16 protein-coding genes and 1 riboswitch are annotated in these 17,986 nt (G+C 42.5%); of the genes, 10 read left to right on the top strand and 6 right to left on the bottom strand.

Annotation, left to right across the window (positions count from 1 at the left end):
- Positions 1–18: 18 nt before the first annotated feature.
- The 3 genes from V6E90_RS14525 to V6E90_RS14515 all read right to left on the bottom strand — a co-directional run bounded on the left by V6E90_RS14525 (position 19) and on the right by V6E90_RS14515 (position 3,311).
- Complete coding sequence (locus tag V6E90_RS14525) at positions 19–735, bottom strand: glycerophosphodiester phosphodiesterase (RefSeq protein ID WP_016540653.1); 717 nt, start codon at positions 733–735, stop codon at positions 19–21.
- A gap of 21 nt (positions 736–756) precedes the next feature.
- The gene (locus V6E90_RS14520; RefSeq protein WP_332605750.1) at positions 757–1,344 is read right to left on the bottom strand and encodes a cob(I)yrinic acid a,c-diamide adenosyltransferase; all 588 of its coding nucleotides are present in this window, start codon (positions 1,342–1,344) and stop codon (positions 757–759) included.
- A gap of 104 nt (positions 1,345–1,448) precedes the next feature.
- Positions 1,449–3,311, bottom strand: a complete 1,863-nt coding sequence (locus V6E90_RS14515) for a TonB-dependent receptor plug domain-containing protein (protein ID WP_332605749.1) — start codon at positions 3,309–3,311, stop codon at positions 1,449–1,451.
- A gap of 35 nt (positions 3,312–3,346) precedes the next feature.
- A riboswitch (cobalamin riboswitch) is annotated at positions 3,347–3,560 on the bottom strand.
- A 119-nt stretch (positions 3,561–3,679) separates the two neighbouring features.
- Here V6E90_RS14515 and V6E90_RS14510 point away from each other — a divergent pair.
- From V6E90_RS14510 to V6E90_RS14500, 3 genes are read left to right on the top strand one after another with little or no spacing between them, the layout of a single operon-like run.
- Positions 3,680–4,336 (top strand): phosphoribosylanthranilate isomerase, encoded by a 657-nt coding sequence (locus V6E90_RS14510; RefSeq protein ID WP_332605748.1) that lies wholly within the window; start codon positions 3,680–3,682, stop codon positions 4,334–4,336.
- Complete coding sequence (gene trpB, locus V6E90_RS14505) at positions 4,320–5,549, top strand: tryptophan synthase subunit beta (RefSeq protein WP_004652427.1); 1,230 nt, start codon at positions 4,320–4,322, stop codon at positions 5,547–5,549. The genes V6E90_RS14510 and trpB overlap by 17 nt, the downstream gene beginning before the upstream one ends.
- A 9-nt stretch (positions 5,550–5,558) precedes the next feature.
- The gene (locus tag V6E90_RS14500) at positions 5,559–6,071 is read left to right on the top strand and encodes a DUF1543 domain-containing protein (RefSeq protein ID WP_332605747.1); all 513 of its coding nucleotides are present in this window, start codon (positions 5,559–5,561) and stop codon (positions 6,069–6,071) included.
- Between the two features lie 61 nt (positions 6,072–6,132).
- On the opposite strand, the gene V6E90_RS14495 is transcribed toward V6E90_RS14500, so the two are convergent.
- Complete coding sequence (locus V6E90_RS14495; RefSeq protein WP_442881263.1) at positions 6,133–7,911, bottom strand: bifunctional metallophosphatase/5'-nucleotidase; 1,779 nt, start codon at positions 7,909–7,911, stop codon at positions 6,133–6,135.
- Positions 7,912–8,124: 213 nt separating this feature from the next.
- Between V6E90_RS14495 and V6E90_RS14490 the strand changes: the two genes are divergently transcribed.
- Entirely contained in the window at positions 8,125–9,120 is a 996-nt protein-coding gene (locus V6E90_RS14490; RefSeq protein ID WP_016540646.1) for a DUF2804 domain-containing protein, read from the top strand.
- A gap of 134 nt (positions 9,121–9,254) precedes the next feature.
- Positions 9,255–9,725 (top strand): hypothetical protein, encoded by a 471-nt coding sequence (locus tag V6E90_RS14485; RefSeq protein WP_332605746.1) that lies wholly within the window; start codon positions 9,255–9,257, stop codon positions 9,723–9,725.
- A 240-nt stretch (positions 9,726–9,965) separates the two neighbouring features.
- Here the strand turns inward: V6E90_RS14485 and V6E90_RS14480 are convergent, their stop codons facing one another.
- Positions 9,966–10,841, bottom strand: coding sequence for a metal-dependent hydrolase (locus V6E90_RS14480; protein ID WP_005206151.1), 876 nt, complete (start codon positions 10,839–10,841; stop codon positions 9,966–9,968).
- 116 nt (positions 10,842–10,957) lie between these two features.
- On the opposite strand from V6E90_RS14480, the gene V6E90_RS14475 reads away from it, so the two are divergent.
- Positions 10,958–11,980, top strand: coding sequence for an AraC family transcriptional regulator (locus V6E90_RS14475; protein WP_023271374.1), 1,023 nt, complete (start codon positions 10,958–10,960; stop codon positions 11,978–11,980).
- A 294-nt stretch (positions 11,981–12,274) separates the two neighbouring features.
- On the opposite strand, the gene V6E90_RS14470 is transcribed toward V6E90_RS14475, so the two are convergent.
- Positions 12,275–13,606 (bottom strand): Na+/H+ antiporter NhaC family protein, encoded by a 1,332-nt coding sequence (locus V6E90_RS14470; protein WP_332605745.1) that lies wholly within the window; start codon positions 13,604–13,606, stop codon positions 12,275–12,277.
- 276 nt (positions 13,607–13,882) lie between these two features.
- Between V6E90_RS14470 and trpA the strand changes: the two genes are divergently transcribed.
- Genes trpA through V6E90_RS14450 form a run of 4 tightly spaced genes read left to right on the top strand, consistent with a single transcriptional unit; the run spans position 13,883 to position 17,902 of the window.
- Positions 13,883–14,686 carry a tryptophan synthase subunit alpha gene (gene trpA, locus V6E90_RS14465; RefSeq protein WP_005269294.1) on the top strand — a complete coding sequence of 268 codons (804 nt, stop codon included), beginning with the start codon at positions 13,883–13,885 and terminating at the stop codon, positions 14,684–14,686.
- Positions 14,683–15,579 carry an acetyl-CoA carboxylase, carboxyltransferase subunit beta gene (accD, locus tag V6E90_RS14460; protein ID WP_262757784.1) on the top strand — a complete coding sequence of 299 codons (897 nt, stop codon included), beginning with the start codon at positions 14,683–14,685 and terminating at the stop codon, positions 15,577–15,579. The genes trpA and accD overlap by 4 nt, the downstream gene beginning before the upstream one ends.
- A complete protein-coding gene (gene folC, locus V6E90_RS14455) occupies positions 15,576–16,862 on the top strand; it encodes a bifunctional tetrahydrofolate synthase/dihydrofolate synthase (RefSeq protein WP_332605744.1) in 1,287 nt (428 codons plus the stop codon). The genes accD and folC overlap by 4 nt, the downstream gene beginning before the upstream one ends.
- Positions 16,853–17,902 (top strand): SPOR domain-containing protein, encoded by a 1,050-nt coding sequence (locus V6E90_RS14450; protein ID WP_332605743.1) that lies wholly within the window; start codon positions 16,853–16,855, stop codon positions 17,900–17,902. Before folC ends, V6E90_RS14450 begins: the two co-directional genes overlap by 10 nt.
- Positions 17,903–17,986 lie beyond the last annotated feature (84 nt).

Here is a 17,986-nt window from a genome sequence, read left to right as displayed (position 1 = left end):
ATGAGTTCCGCCTTTTTATTATTTTAAGTGTTGCAGCATGGTACTGGGTAGATCGGTAATTAAACCTTGAATTCCAAGTTGTTGTAGGTGCTTGGCACGTACAACATCATTCACCGTCCAGACACTGATTGCAAGATTGGCTTGTTGGGTTCGTTGAATAATCTCATCGGTTGCCAGCAAATCCCCCCAACCAATCTGACAGCATTCATATTGCTGTGCCAGTTCAATCGCATATTCACCAATCGGGATTTCTACCAACAGTCCACGTTTAAACGAACTCTGTTGTTGCTGTAATGCGGCCAAGATTTTGACATCAAAACTGGTAATGGTCGCCGTTGTTTCAAAACCTTTTAAATCTTGTTGTAACTGCAGAACCAAACGTTCAGCCGCAGCTTCATCTGCAACCGCTTTAATCTCAACTTCAATATGCTCAAAGTCAGTGAGACAGTCTAAAACATGTAGCAGGCTCGGGGTATACTCTTCAAAGGCCCATGCTTGCCATTGATGGCGATGATCGAATTGCTGGGCTTCAACTAAGCTACTGTTTTCAACTTGTTGTGAACGGCCCGCGGTGCGTACAAAATCATCATCATGAATCACCACCAAGTGGTCATCTTTTAGTTGACGTACATCAAATTCAACGGCACGTACACCTAAATCATGCAGATAGCGGAATCCACCTAAAGTATTTTCAGGCGCTTCGCCACGCGCACCACGGTGACCAATAATTCGCATCTTTATCTACCCAAGAAATGATTATGCTTGATCGATACTGTCATTAATATTCTTTTGCCACAACACTTCGTTACCACCTTCAGCACGTTGTAAGGCACGTGAAGCAACGAACAACCAGTCTGATAAGCGATTCAGTAATTGTAATGCGGTTGTCTGAATATTTTGGTCACGATGATGTACCGACAATAACGCACGTTCGGCACGACGGCAGACTGCACGGGCCTGATGTGCATAACTACATGCTAAAGTACCTGATGGCAGAATGAAGTCTTTTAACATCGGTAAAGACTCGTTCATGTGATCGATTTCTTTTTCCAGAAATTCGATGCATACAGGTTGTAGTAAGTGATAATTCGGGATACACACTTCACCGCCTAAGTCGAACAGCCAATGTTGAATCAGGCTTAAGCTTTTGTCCCAGTGTACTTTATTTTCAACTGTGCTGGCACTGATTTGTGCACGGAGCACGCCAATGGTTGCATTCAGTTCATCAACATCACCGAGCGCAGCAATACGTAAATCATCTTTGGCAACGCGCGAACCATCCCCTAGGCCAGTTGTACCTGAGTCGCCTGTACGGGTATAGATTTTACTTAAACGATGTCCCATAGTTCTGTTTCTCTGATCCTGAAAATAAAAAGGGGATAATGTCGGTCAGAACATTACCCCGAAACTGGAGTTAAGAAAATATTTTTTATAATTTTATCACGCGATTAATAACGGAATGTGACACCTGCAGAGGCTAGGCGACCACCGTTAATATAGTAGTAACCACTACCATAAGCCGCAGTTTCATATTGAACATCACCTATATTTTGAATATTAGTAAATACTTTAATATTGGGATTGATATTCCAATAAGCATTTACATCTACAGTGGCGTAACCTCCAACTTTTGAATTGTCTCTAGGCTTTGATTTCGCAGATAGTGATGTACTAATACCATAGACTTCATTTTGTAAGCCTGTGGTTAAAGTTAAGCTTTGACGTGGTCGACGGGCTAAGTCTTTGTCACTTTCCTTATCTTTGGGTTGAACATAAGCATAGCCAAGGTTTAGCAATAAATCATCTTGAGCCCAATTTAGATTAAGTTCACCACCTGTAAACGTTGCTTCTTTTTTGTTGATATTACGATTATTTTCCCAAGTAATTAGATTATCTACTTCGTTACGATAAGCAGATAAGCCAACTGTAAGATTATCCGTAAGATTCTGATCTACACCGATTTCGTAAGAAACACTTTCTTCTGGTTTTAAGTCTGGGTTAGCTCCCCAACCAATAGCATAGAGATCATTATTGCTCGGTGCACGAAATGCAGTGCCAATATTACTATAGATACTAGTAGCAGGCAGAATTTGATAACGTGCGGCTAATTGGCCTACAGTATGTGTACCAAAGGTTTTATGATCTTCAACGCGTAGACCAGCTTGGGTATTTAACTTCTCATCTTTATATTGGTGTTGAATAAAATAGCCTGTACTGTTGACATCTTTTAAGTAATCAACCGTACTCCAGTCACTGATAGATAATAGATCTGTTTCAGTTTTTTGATGGGCAACGCCAACCATAATATTTTGATGTGGTGTAAACTGCCATTTCGTTGAAAGTTCAGCTTCCTGTGTCTTATTATTAATAAAGTCTGGACTATTTTTTTGCGCAAGATCATCTTTAAATTGAGACAAACGGGCGTTTACAGACACAGTGTCTGTCACATTCACACGTCCCTTAAGATTAATAATTTCATTTTTAAAATCTTGAGCTACGTTTTTTAATCCAGTTAATACAAAGTTTTCATCAAAAATATCTTTAACATACATTGAGTTACCTTTGTTTTGTGCATAATCTAAAGATGCTGCATATTGCTCTTTTTCGACACCAATTTTTGCACTAAAACCTTTCTGGTCATAAGATCCAGTTTTTACATTACTATTTTTAAAGTCAGTGACCTGAGTTCCATCAGACTCTAAGCGTTGCCCACGAATTTGTGCGTAGAAGCCATCTTCTGCTAAGTCAGCACCTAGAATTGATTTATATGTATTATTCTCACCAATTTCGCCTGTCACAAATGCCGAAGTTTTTTCAGGTGTTTTAGAAATCAGTTGTACAACGCCACCAATTGCATCGGTTCCGTATAAAACAGAGGCTGGCCCTTTTAGAACCTCGATCTGTTTGATGTCTGTTGTATCAATAAAGGGTAATGACGCAGCTCCTAATGAGCCAGTATTTAAACGAACACCATCACGTAAAACAAGGGTATGTGTTGAGTTCGTACCACGTGTAAAAATTGATGCTGATTGACCATAGCCGCCTGTTTGCACCATATTAATAGATGCATCTGTTTGTAGTAGCTGCGGTAAAGATGCGATTGGTGATTGTTCTAGAATTTTTGGTTCAATAATATTAATACGTGCTGGCACGTTTTTAATTGATTCAGGTGTTTTTGATGCCGTCACAACAATCGTATCTAGCGTCGCAGTTTTATCGCTGGATTGATCTTGAGCAAAAGCAGGTGAAGAAAACCCCATCGCAATAGCGATAGCACCAACTAAACGAGTCGGTTGAAAAACAGTAGACATGCGCGCTCCAGACATTCACCCGTCGTGAATGATAATGTGGAAATAAACAACAAGCAGGTCTCCGGACTTCACTATAATCATCAAATAAATGATGTTACTCATCATCTTCCCACATCATACCGATGCAGTGATTTGGCGTTGAGCTGAGATGAGTGATTCGGTGTTACCGTTGCGAGGGCAGTGTTGGATTTACACCAACTTCCCTATAAACAAAAGAATTTGCTTTAGACTTGTTGCAAGATTACGCAAAGTATAAAGTGTTAACGTTTTTTAAACAATTGCATTTGCGAATGAACTTTGCCCAAAGCAAGTCAAATTGCATTACAATGCCAGAGTTTCAAAAATATTCAGTTTAAATTGGACAGCTCATGCGCCAAAGCCAAATGCGAACTCGCGCCAAGATTTGTGGAATTACTCGAGCACAAGATATCCAAGCCGTTGTCCAAGCCGGGGCAGATGCGATTGGTTTTGTGTTTTTTCCACCCAGTCCACGTCATGTCAGTATCGAGCAAGCCCAAAGCTTGGCAAAGCTGGTACCACCTTATGTGCAATTGGTCGGCTTATTTGTAAATGCCAGTGCTGAAGAAATTCAAACGGTGCTTGATTCCGTTGCTTTAGATGTATTACAACTACATGGCGATGAAACGCCAGAACAATGTCAATTAATTGCAGCACACTGTAAACGCCGTTGGTATAAGGCCATTCAAGTCAAACCAGATTTAGATGTTGTGGCTGAAATCCAGCGTTATCAAGCAGCGGGAGCCAGTGCCGTCCTGTTGGATGCATGGCATCCTGAACTGAAAGGCGGCACAGGGCACAGTTTTGACTGGACCCAATTCCCACAACTTGAAATTCCACTTATTTTGGCAGGCGGCTTGACCCCTGAAAATGTCAGTGAAGCTATTGATACTACAGCGGCTTTTGCTGTAGATGTCAGCGGAGGCGTCGAGTCCGCAAAAGGTATAAAAGACCAACAACTGATTGAAAAATTTATGCAAGGAGTCCAACGTGGATCAGCAAAATAACGTGATTGACTACACCCAGTTTCCAGATGCTCAAGGGCATTTCGGTATTCATGGTGGACGTTTTGTATCAGAAACGCTGATGGCTGCACTTGAAGACCTCGAGAGTCTTTATGGTCGTATGAAGAATGATGCTCAATTCTTGGCAGAGTTTGACCGTGATCTTGCCTTCTATGTTGGTCGTCCTAGTCCACTTTATTATGCTGAGCGATGGTCTCAGCACCTCGGCGGTGCGCAAATTTACCTGAAACGTGAAGACCTGAACCATACGGGTTCGCATAAGGTTAATAACACCATTGGTCAGGCTTTATTGGCAAAGCTGTCGGGTAAAAAGCGTATTATTGCGGAAACAGGTGCCGGTCAACACGGTGTGGCGACAGCAACCATTGCAGCACGCTTAGGCATGGAATGTGTGGTGTACATGGGTGCTGAAGACGTGAAACGTCAGGCCATGAATGTCTATCGTATGCGTTTGTTGGGTGCAACGGTGGTCCCTGTGCAGAGTGGTTCAAAAACCTTGAAAGATGCCATGAACGAAGCGATGCGTGATTGGGTCACCAATGTTGATAGCACCTATTATGTGATTGGTACCGTGGCTGGTCCACATCCATATCCACAGCTTGTTCGTGATTTTCAGTCGATTATTGGTCGTGAAGCACGCCGTCAAATCCAAGAACAAGCAGGGCGTTTACCTGATGCTCTTGTGGCTTGTGTAGGTGGTGGTTCAAATGCGATGGGCTTGTTTTATCCATTCTTGAATGATCAAGACGTGAAAATGTACGGTGTTGAAGCCGCTGGCTATGGCATTGAAACAGGCAAACACTCTGCGCCATTGAATGCAGGTCATGTGGGTGTGTTACATGGTAACCGTACGTATTTGATGTCTGATGAACAAGGTCAGATCATCGAAACTCATAGTATTTCAGCGGGTCTGGACTATCCGGGCGTAGGTCCTGAACATAGTTTCCTGAAAGACATGAACCGTGTTGAATATGTGCCAATCAATGATGATGAAGCGCTACAAGGTTTCCGTGATCTTACCAAGATCGAAGGGATTATTCCTGCGCTTGAAAGTTCACATGCCATGGCCTACGTCACTAAACTTGCGCCAACCATGTCGAAAGATCAAATCATTATTGCCACTGTTTCAGGTCGTGGAGATAAAGACTTGATGACCGTTGCGCGTATTGATGGCGTTGAAATGGTCGAGATGTAAGTTTTCACAATGCCAAGTTTGTTTATGGTGATGTTGGGTGGCCGACATGCGAAAGCCAATACTGAAGTGCATGATGTGGTGATGACAATTGGTCACAGTTTGTCTGAGCTTACACCGCAGCTTAAACAGGCTTGGTTTGGGGAATTGAAAGGTTTACATATTGATGCTTGGGCACAGATTTCAGGTGTTCAATCACAAGGCGTGAATTATCAAATTCAGTTTTCTGATGCTGCACCACCTGCTTTGGCTGAAAAATTATATTTGATTAACTTAGGTGGATATTCACTTAATACTTTTGGTGAATTGCATAACTATCATCTTGTCGTTGCGTCTGATGCTGTGACTGCAAAACAGTTGGGTAAGCAGTTTATCGAACAAGATTGGCATAAACCGCATACCGATCGTGTGGTCGATGTCGATGATTGTATTCCAATTGATCATGTTGCAGGGCGTTATATCCATTTAGTTCAAGGTGAGTTTAACCCCACAATTTGGGAAAATACTTATCTGACCTTGGATTAATCAACAATTAAAATGAAAACAGGGAAGCTATGGCTTCCCTGTTTTTTTAGCGTGTATGCAGTTAAGGCAGTACTTTGATTCGATCGGTTTTCGGTGCATTCAGCGGTGAGTACTGCACCACATATTTTTCAAGGGCATCGATATCTTGCCCGCCACCGACTGGATTTTTACCTTGTTTTAATACCGTGAAGTTATCACCGCCATCAGCAAGGAAGCTGTTGACCGTCACACGGTAAACCTTGTTATCATCCAACGCTTTTCCTGCCACCAAGATATTGCTGGCGCGTGGAGAAGTCGAGTTGTCTTTCTTATAAGCATAACTGAATTCTTTGGATGGCTGTAAAATCCGAACCGTTCCAGAATTCGCACCTGACCATTGCTGTTCTAGCACGTCACGGATCTGTTTGCCTGTCAGGCTAAGGGTCACAATTGAATTACCGAAAGGCTGTACGGTAAAGACATCGCCAAAGGTGATCTGATTGCTGCTATTCACCAACAAATCAGCACGGACACCACCTGGATTCATCAGGGTAAAGTCAGAGCCTTGATTACTCGCAGTCAAGGCTATCGCTTGTTGTGCATCGGCAATTAAATTACCAAGAGGGCTTTCACCGCTTTCGGTGGCATTGCGATTAATCACCGCATTGGCTGTGCCGACCACACGGGCTGAAATGGTGGTGACGGCTTGGCGATATTTATCCAAAATCGCTTCAATACTTGGGGTTTTATTGAATTTCTCATAAAGATCAGTCAGGTTCACTGTGGTTGAACCAGAGCTATAGGCTTCACTTTGAATCGGAACTTGTTTGGCATCCTTCTTAATCACATCACCTGTTTTGCCATCCAGTTCTAATTGGATGTTGGTAATCGCCGTGCCATATTGGCCCGCAGACGTCAATAAAAACGGCTTTTGTGGATTTTTGGTTGCGTAATCACAAATATAAGATTGATGGGTATGACCAGAAACCACCACATCGACCGCAGGATCTAAGCGATCAAGGATACCGAGTAACGGACCGCTGAGACCATCACAGGTTTTTTTATTAAATTTGGTACTTGGTGCGACACCTTCATGCACCACCACCACAATCGCTTCAATACCTTGTTTCTTTAACTCAGGAATCAAGGCATTGACCGTATCTGCTTCATCATGGAAGTTGACATCTTTAATACCCGCAGCCGACACAATGCTCGGCGTCGCTTTCAAGGTCATGCCAATAAAGGCAACAGGAATGCCGCCATAAGTTTTGACTTTATAGGCTGGGAATAGCGTTTTCTTCGGATCAGCCTTCATCGAGACATTGGCAGCCAAGAAATTGAATTTGGCACCCTCAAATTTTGGATTGATCTGGCAGGGTTTAGCACTGGTATATTGCTGACAACCACCATTTTGCAAACGACGTAATTCATCTGTACCGCGGTCAAATTCGTGATTACCAACGGCATTGAAATCAATCTGAATGTCATTCATGGTTTCAATGGTGGGCTCGTCCAAGAACAACGATGATGTGAGCGGTGAAGCACTAATCAAGTCACCTGCTGACACGACGGCATTGTTTGGATATTGCGCACGTAGCTTTTTAATTGCATCCGCAAAATAACTCACCCCACCGACAGGAATACGTACGGTTTTACTATTATCGTTTGGATCATCGGCTTCAATAAAACGTTTTGGCGGTTCTAAATTGCCATGAAAATCATTAAACGCAAGGATATTGATATTTTGATTTCTGCGTTCAACGGTCGGTGTTTGGTTATTATCATTGTCGTCATTACATGCTGTTAAAGCCAGCATCATGAGACAGAGCATATTTGCTTTTAAGAATCGTTGAGTCGTCATGTTTTTTGATCGAGTGGTATAAGATTGTTTTTTAAAATAAAACTTATGTATGAATCTTTGATGAAATTATGAGCTAAAAAGTCCATTAAGCGCTTGGGTTTATCGGGTAAAATGCGAACTAAGTAGCACTTCTCTATATAGAAATAGTAGTAAATTTGATCACTTACAGTCTATTATGGACATAGATGCGATCTCGCAATCATGGAATATAAAATGGATTTGATACAAGCCAATGGCCAACCGCGTTATGGACGTTTTGAACAAGTCCCTTCGCGGATTAATCTGGACGACTATATTTATAAAACGCCTTATGGGCAGATACTGAAAGGTTGGCGCAAACAGCTTAAATATAAGAAATTTAAATTCTGTGGTTTGCAACATGCGCATTACAGCATTGGCGTGGCGATTGTTGATTTATCTTGGGCAGGACATGGTTTCTTTTATGTTTATGATCATCAAACCCAAAAAGTGATTGAGTGGAATGCGATTCAGCCCTTGGCATTCAAAACACAGCTTGATGAGCAACCCTTATTTAGTCAAAGCCATTTTAAGAAATCAGCCTATCAATTCGATATGCAACATGCCAATGGGGTGCGCTACATTCAAGTGACCAAACATGGTGAAGTACAACTGAAAGCCCGAATTTTTTGTGCGGGCACGGATGCTTTAAGTTTGTGTAGCCCGACGGGGATCAATGGCTGGACCTATACCCAGAAGCAAACCACACTGGCAGTTGAAGGATTCTTTATGAGTCCTGATCGACAACAGATTGAATTTAATGCACATAGCCTTGCAGCTTTGGATGATACCTGTGGTTTCCTACGTCCTGAAACAGCTTGGTTCTGGCTATCTTGCCAGTTCCGTGATGCACAGGATCGGCGGATTGGTCTTAACCTTGCTTCAGGAGTCAATGAAAGTTTTGGTAATGAAAATGCCTTGTGGGTCAACGGGCGTTTGTATCCTTTAACTGATGTATTATTCGAACAGCAAAATGAAAACACATGGTCGATTCGTTCTTTGGGTGGATGTTTAAACTTGATGGTGGAAACAGGTTGGTGTCGTTTTGAAAATATTAACCTGCGTTTGATTGGGAGTCAGTTCAATCAATGGCAGGCCAAAGTCAGCGGGACCATTGCACATGAGCAGGTTGAAGTGGTGTCATTAGATAATCAATATGGTTTGTTAGAACAGCACTATGCGAAGTGGTAGGCATACCGAATTGAGCGGTTTGAGTCATAATAATGGTTTAAGTTGGCTGTTTTTATCATCAGCTGACTTTGTCTCTAGTTCCTTGTAGTCCATATAAAATATTCATTTAATCGAGGGTGGTTAAATATAAAAATATGATTTTTAATAAAAATTATTTTTTGAAGAAGCGTGAATCAAGCGTACAACAACATACATGTCATGTTCAATTTTTAAATTCAGTGTCAGCCAATCAGTTTTTCTTGCGACCTAAGCTTGCCGTACTTACATTTTTATTTCTATTGGGATGTTCTTATGAGAATAGTGATGTCTTTTTGACAAAAGAAATTCCAATGGCAAAAGTTGGAAGTCCTTATTATGCAGAAATACAGATGAAAGAATATGGTGTAATTGAAGATACTTTTGTTGTGGCATCAAATATTGATCAAAACAGTGGTTTGATTGTTTCATCAGATCAAGGGGAAAAACCGTTTGCTCGGCATGCTTTGACGAAGATTGAGGGCACACCCACGAAGTCTGGTATTTATAAGATAAATATTTCTGGTACGGTCAGGGATGGATTAAAAGATTTTGATCAGGATTTTGTTTTAAAAGTTGAGGAAGAATAATTTTTCCTCGTCCCTGAATATATTCTCGTTGTTGTATTTAATGTTGCTGGTAAGTTTTTCATTAAATATTGCTTAAAAAATCATGTGTACTTTCTTGCAGATCATGTGAAGAAAGTACACCGTAATTGAAGACTTACTGATGAGGAGTGCAAGGCATTCTGCTTATAGGCAATCCTTATTCAAACATTGAAATAAGAGCAATACCGAAATAAGATGATCTCATTGCAATATTGCCTTCGGTCATAGCCCTGCTTGCCAAAAAGCTTCACCCGCAGCAATCGGATCATTGGTTTTAGCTAAAGTATCAATCCAGACATCGTATTGGCGAATAACAGGATGTTGATTTGGATGAAAATCTTTTTTAAACCAGTCGCTATATTGTGCTCTTTTTGCCGTTAAAATACCGTTGCGACCAAAGAACCATGGCAAGCCTTTACGTGCCATATCAAAACGTTGTCTCAAGTTAAAACCATCAGTTTTAAGCATTACATCGGTACGATACAGGGTGAAGCCAAACATCATCACTGTGGTGAACACTAGGGCAAAGCGACGGGTGGCTTCAGGCACTTCACCAACTTCACGCATCACATCAAAAGCCACATCCCGATGTTCCATTTCTTCAATTGCATGCCACGCAAAAAGCGCACGTACAAAAGGATCAGCCTCTGCTAGGGTTTCTTTTTTACTATAAAAGGTATCGGCCATTAGCGCCGTTAAATGCTCGGCAGCTGCGGTCATGGCAATGTTGTATTGTGGTGAGCGATTCTTGAGCTCAAAACGAAAAATTTTCTTTAAACGTGTCGTGAACTGGTCTACAGGCATGCCTTGATCTTTCATGACTTGGTTCATTTTGTCATGTGCAATACCATGTTGTGCTTCCTGACGGATAAAATCAGCCACACGTTCCTGCAAGTCTGGATCATCAATTTTGTCACGGAATAAACGGACACATTCAATAAAGTAGCGCTCGCCATCAGGGAAGGTGAGGCTTAAAGCATCAAACATACGGGTACGGAACGGATCCCCCCCAAACCAGAAGCGTGGCGCTTGGTCGAGGTGGAAGTCCAGTTTGGTTCTGACAACTGGATCGACTTGATAGGAAACATGTGCATTCATCTTGACTATTCCTTGTTTTTCTTCATGTACTCAGTATGAAAAAAGTCCGATGAAATGTTTTGACAGTTACAGCCAAGTTTTATACAAATAACGACAGCTCAGGATGAGATTGACCCATGTCAGTTAAAATAATTATTGGCTATTTGCGTTTGTTTAATCGTGTTTTACAACAGGAACAAATTGATTTGTCTAAAGTTGTTGCACCTGAACTTTGGCAAGCCTTTCAAGCCTGTTTGGAAAATCCAGATGAGCGTGATTTTGATGTCGAACGTTACGCCTTATTGTTACAGGCTGCTCAAGCACACTTTACTCGTCCGATTACTTTGGTATTGGCAGAGCATGCCAATTTACAAGATTTAGGTTTGATGGGCTATTTGGCATCGACCAGTATTGATCTACAGCAAGCCTTGCAATTATTACAACGTTACTATTCGCTGGTGTTTAAACAAACCAATTTAGAGCAGCTCGATGTACAGCAATTCTCTGAATATATCCAAATTGTTTGGAGTGCATCCTATAGTGATTATCGGGAAATGTATGAACTCAATCTGGCCTTGATCTTTAAAATTTCGCAGTCGATTGTGCAAGATGCTTTAGTGCCACCGCAAATGATCCAATTTGGCTATGCGCCGCATACTGCACTTTATCATTTTGAAAAATTCTATGGTTGCCCGATTCAAATTCAGCAGGGGCAGTACGCCATCCGCTTTTCCAATCAAATTTTAAAGGCAAAAAGTATTGCCGCAGATCAGCAACTGAATCAAGTGTTATCCACTCAAGCGCAGCATTCATTGAATAGCGTGAGTTCTTTTGAAGTCCAACAGCAGCAATTTCGCCAAAAAATACATGGCTTTATCGAGCAAGGTTTATTGCAACAGGAAGAGGTATTGCAAAGTTATGTGGCGAAGCGTCTGCATTGTTCGGAACGAACGCTACAACGTCAGCTCAAAGCCCATGAACTGAATTTTCAGGATGTGCTAGATCAGTATCGTTTGGAGCAGAGTAAGTTGTATTTGCAGCAAGGTAAGTCTTTTTCTGAGATTGCGGAGCGGTTGAATTATGCGGATCAGAGTGCGTTTGGGCGGGCGTTTAAGCGTTGGACAGGCGTTACTCCCAAACAGTTTTTGAAATCACTTTAGATTTTAGATCAGACTGCTAATCAAACTTTTAATTAATAAGTGAGTTTAGCTAAGGTTGTTTAATTGATGAATAATCAGATAGGTTTGATATTTCCCTTACTTTTCAGGGATGAAAAGTAACAAAAATCCTCTGTTGGACTGACGGTACGTCCTGAGCAAATTTTCAAGCACTGCTTTGAAATGCAGCGCAAGGCCAGTCCAACGGGCGACATCCATGTCGCCTGTCACGATAGTAGATTCTTGTCTAAATTAAAGCGTTATTGAGAGTGGGATTTGATCAGTAACCCAAACTTTCTATTGGTTTTTTAAACGTGGATAATTAAAGACAATGGCGAGTACTGCACAAACCGCAAGAATCCAGCAATAGTAGATATTGCCAATCAACTCAATTGGAGAGAGTTTGGCAATCGAACAGGCCAACAGTAGTTGCGCACCGTAGGGGATAATCCCTTGAACCACACACGAGAAAATATCAAGCAAAGCCGCGCTACGTTTTGGATCTACCCCATATTCTCTTGCCACTTCACGCGCCATATCACCCGATAAAATAATCGCAACCGTGTTATTGGCGACGAATAGATTCGAAAATACCACCAGAAAGCTAATCCCGAATTCACCAGCACGTTGTTTACCGAATTTGAATAGACGTGTAATGGCATAGATCCGTTGGATCAACCACTGCAAACCACCTTCTTTTTGCATCAAGGTAGATAGTCCACCCAACAACATGGAAAGTAATGCCACTTCAAACATGCCAACAAAGCCATCATAAATCGCACTATTCAGTTTGAGAAGGTCAAAATCTGGTTTCTCAATCAGTCCCATCAACCCAGATAAAATCACGCCGATCATCAGCACTGCCAAGACATGCAGACGGGTAAAGGCGAGGAAAAACACAGCCAGATAAGGCAGAATCAGCCAGAGATCATAAGGCTGTGATTGAATCGCTTCCGCTTCGTGGCTCATTGAAATATAAACCGATAAGGTAATAATGGCCGCAGGGAGGGCAATCCAGACATTGACTCTAAATTTATCTCTTAGTTCAACATTCTGGCTACGGGTTGCGGCAATGGTGGTGTCTGAGATCATCGATAAATTATCACCGAACATAGCACCACCGACCACTGCACCAATGGCATAGACGGGTGCAATATCAGTGGCTTGGGCGAAACCAAAGGCAATCGGGGCACAGGCTGCAATGGTACCCATTGAAGTTCCCATCGCGGTTGCAATAAATGCCGCAATGATAAACAGCATCGGTAACACAAATTCTGGCGAAATCAGTGAAAGCCCTAACTGTACGGTTGCATCGACGCTGCCTATAGCACTGGAGACACTGGCAAAAGCACCTGCCAGCATAAACACCATAAGCATGAGAACCAGATTGGGATGACTGGCGCCCTGCAAAAATTCTTCGATGGCTACGTTGAGTTTTTGTTTATATAGCAGCAAAGCTAAAATAACGGCTGGAATTGCGGCTACAGGTGCTTTGACTTGATAGAAGGCAAATTCTGTCCCGATCATTGAATGATAGACACCACTCCCGAGAAAGATGATCAAAAATACCAATAGCGGTAGCAAAGCAAGGGCATTGCTTTGTACTTTTTCCTGAGAGTGGGCAGACATAAAAATAAAAAGAAAACTTAAAAATTGCGGCTAGTATAAAGGAGCTTGGCTGATTTCTAAAATGCGATGAGATAAGCCCAAAATTAGGAAGCTTTGATCATTGAGAAAAAACTCAAAATATAGATAAATGTACACGAGGCGTTGTAAGTCGCAAGATTCACGGTCGCAATCACGTCAAACTCTGTTCAATGAACAAAAAATAGCGTTACAATGCAGTGTTTTTGTATGACTACAAACAACTCCTCAATTTATATAAATCAAGGAAAGCATAATCCTATGTCACGTCTTGCCACTCGTTTTGAACAGCTTAAATCTCAGCAACGTAAAGCGCTTGTTTCTTATGTGATGGCAGGTGACCCGCATCCACAAGTCACTGTTCCTTTACTTCATCAAATGGTTGAAGCAGGGGTCGATGTCATTGAACTGGGTCTACCATTCTCTGATCCAATGGCAGATGGTCCTGTGATTGCCTTAGCCGCTGAGCGTGCTTTGGCCGGTGGAACCAATACTTTAGATGCATTGGATATGGTGAAAGCCTTTCGTGAAAAAGATCAAACCACACCAGTCGTTTTGATGGGATATTTAAATCCAGTTGAAGTGATTGGTTATGAAAAGTTTGTTGCTTATGCGAAAGACTGTGGTGTTGATGGAATACTTTTGGTGGACTTACCGCCAGAAGAATCAAAGCAATTAGGTGAAGTTCTTAAACAAAATGGAATGGATCAGATCTTCTTGCTTGCACCAACCTCAACCGATCAACGTATCCAACATGTGGTCAATCAAGCCAGCGGCTTTGTTTACTATGTGTCACTGAAAGGTGTGACTGGTGCAGCGACATTAGATACCTCTGAAGCGGCGGCGCGTATTGCAAAAATTAAGTCGAAGACCAATGTCCCTGTGGGTGTCGGTTTTGGAATTAGTGATGCAGCGTCTGCAAAAGCGATGGGTCAAGTTGCTGATGCCGTGATTGTAGGAAGTGCTTTCGTTAAATCTTTTGCGACATTGCCAGCGGATCAAGCTGCGCAACAGACGGTGAATAAAGTGAAGGAGCTTCGAGCTGCGCTCGATGAGTTAGTATGAGTCAAGAGTTAACATCAGGGAAGGTTCTTAGCCCTTCAACACCTTGGACGGAGCGTCATGTTCCTGGTATTCAGGTTGCAGATCAACAGCAAACATTCAAAGCAACGTTTACTGAGCCGACCATTGAATGTCCTGAGTGCCATGCACTGGTAACACGTACCGCAATGTCATTTAATGCCTATGTATGTCCTCAGTGTGATGAACACTTACGTATGCGCGCGCGTGATCGTTTGAACTGGTTCTTTGATCAGGTGAATGGAGAGCTGGGCCAAGAATTTAGTGCCAAAGATCCATTAAAATTTGTGGATAGCAAAGCTTATCCAGATCGTATGCGTGAAGCGCAAGACAAAACGGGTGAGACTGAAGCACTGGTGGTCATGCAGGGTTCGTTGAAAGGCCTAGACCTGATTGCATGTGCTTTTGACTTTGACTTTATGGGCGGTTCGATGGGAACTGTGGTCGGAGACCGTTTTGTACAAGCGGCTGAACGTGCGATTGCCTTACATCAACCGATGATCTGTTTTGCTGCTTCGGGTGGTGCACGTATGCAAGAAGGCATGTTGTCTTTGATGCAGATGGCGCGTACAGCAGCTGCGATTCAAAAAATGAAAGAAGCACGTGTTCCATACTTAGTGGTGCTCACTCATCCTGTTTATGGTGGTGTGACCGCTTCATTGGCAATGCTCGGTGATGTACATATTGCTGAACCAAAAGCGATGATTGGCTTTGCGGGTAAACGTGTGATTGAACAAACCGTGCGTGAAAAACTGGAAGAACCGTTCCAACGCGCAGAATATTTGCTTGATCATGGTGTGGTCGATCAAATTGTTCATCGTCATGCATTACGTGATACTGTATACAGACTTGTCGCTAAGCTGATGAATTTACCTTGAAACCACTCGCTCCACATGCAACAGATACATTAACAACATGGCTCGATTATTGGGGCCATGTTCACGTTACAGGCATTGATTTAGGCTTAGAACGCGTTATTCCCGTCGCTGAAAAGTTGGGAGTAATGCAACCACAAGCGAAGGTGTTTACCGTCGCAGGAACCAATGGTAAAGGCTCGACCACGACGACTTTGGCTGCAATTTTAAATGCACAAGGGTATAAGGTGGGGCTGTATCAGTCACCGCATATTTATCGTTTTAATGAACGAGTTAAATTGGCAGGTACAGAGGTAGATGATCAAAGTTTGGTTGATGCGTTTGTTTTAGTGGATCAAGCCCGCCGTGAGTGTGGTTTAAGTTTATCTTTTTTTGAAGCAACCACTTTGGCTGCTTTTGTTATTTTTAAGCAGCAACAATGTGATGTTTGGGTACTCGAAGTTGGCTTAGGTGGTCGTCTTGATGTGGTCAATGTGATTGACCCCGATATTGCCGTCATTACCAATATTGGTTTAGACCATGTCGATTGGTTGGGTGATACCGTCGAAAAAATTGCGTTTGAAAAAGCTGGTATTATCCGTTCAAATATTCCAGTCGTTTTTGCAGGTCAGCAGCAACTGCCGCAAGCCATTCAAGAGAAAGTGGCTGAAACCCAAGCTCAGTTATACGCTTTAGATCGTGATTATTTTTATCAGCTCAATGATGATGGTGAAACCTGGTCATTTGCATCCTCGGGTACGACCTTAAGACTTCCAGTTGGACAACTGGCCTTAGATAATATTTCCACTGCAGTCGCAGCCGTACTGGTGAGTGGTGTTGAGGTTTCTCAGCAAGCGCTTGCCAGCGGGATTCAGCAAGCATGCTTACAAGGGCGTTTTGAAATACGTCAGATTCAAGATAAAACCGTCATTTTTGATGCTGGCCACAATGCGCATGGCGTCGAATTTTTATTGAAGCAGTTGCGAAAATTCCTAAAATACAATAAACAGTACACAGAAGTTGTTGCAGTATTTTCAATGTTGGCTGATAAAGACATTCCATCGGTCACTGATTTACTAAAAACAACAGTAAAAGATTGGTTTATTGCTAATTTAGATGTGCCGAGAGCCGCACCAGTGCAACAAATCAAAGAAGCACTGCAAGGGCAACAGGTGCATGAGTTTGGCAGTATCCAGCAAGCGTTTGAAACTGTGCTGAAACAAGGTCATAACAATCAGCTGATTTTAGTCTGTGGTTCGTTTCATACTTTAGAAGCGGTCTGGGAGTATTTAGAAGAATGTCGATGAATAACAAACAACGCTGGATGGGTGGCGTTGTTCTATTAGGTGGTGGTGTTTTATTGGCAGCATTGCTTCTGAAAGGTAATGAAGAAATAGAGCAAGATCAGACTCAAGCGACCGTTACTCATCCGATTCCCAAAACAGAGTCTAAGCCAAAAACAGCTCAGCCTGCTCAAGAGAGTGAAATGGTTTCTCTACAACCTTTGGCGGTTGATGTTGAAACCGAAAAGCGTTTGCTTGAAGAACAACGTCGTTCACGTGAGAAAGCGGTGGCTGAACAAGAAGCACGTGCCGCTGAATTTTTAAAGATGCAGCAGCAGGCTGAAGCAGCAGCAGCGCGTAAGGCAGCCGAAGAATATGCAGCGATTAATGCGCGTCGTGCAGCTGCTCAGGAAAGTTCAGACAACATTCCGCCAGAGCTTGTTGAAGATGAGAAAGCCAAGGCACAGCGACTTGCAGATGAAAAGAAGCGCGCTGAGCAGCAGAAAACAACAGCTCAACAGAAGTCTGATGCTGAAAAGAAGTTAGCTGAGGATAAGCGTAAAGCCGAAGCTGACAAGAAAGCAGCTGAAGATAAACGTAAAGTTGAAGCGGATAAGAAAGCAGCTGAAGACAAGCGTAAAGCAGAAGCTGACAAGAAGGCAGCTGAAGACAAGCGTAAAGCCGAAGCAGACAAAAAAGCAGCAGAAGACAAGCGTAAAGCTGAAGCAGACAAGAAAGCCGCCGAAGACAAGCGTAAAGCAGAAGCAGACAAGAAAGCCGAAGCTGAAAAAGCACGTGATCTGATGGAAAATGGTGATAAGAAATGGATGGTACAAGTGGCGCTAGCCGCAAACCAAGCCAATGCGGATGCGGTCGTGTCTAAATTACGTGCCAAAGGTTATAAAGTGACGACGAGTCCGACCTCGAAAGGGATTCGGATTATGGTTGGCCCAGCCAAGGACCGTGACATTGCTGATGCAACCCGTAAGAAAATTACCACAGATGAAAGCTTAAATATGAAATCGGCTTGGGTGATTGATTGGGTTCCGCTTGATCAGCGATAAACGTTGATCATCCCCTAGATCAAATCAGGAACACATCACAGGCTTTATTGATGCTGTGGGTGTTCCATCAAAATTAAATAGGGG

This window comes from Acinetobacter sp. ESBL14 (assembly GCF_036668815.1).
Taxonomy (GTDB): Bacteria; Pseudomonadota; Gammaproteobacteria; order Pseudomonadales; family Moraxellaceae; genus Acinetobacter; species Acinetobacter gyllenbergii.
Note: the sequence above shows the minus strand (reverse complement) of the source record. Positions and strands in the feature narration are given on the sequence as shown.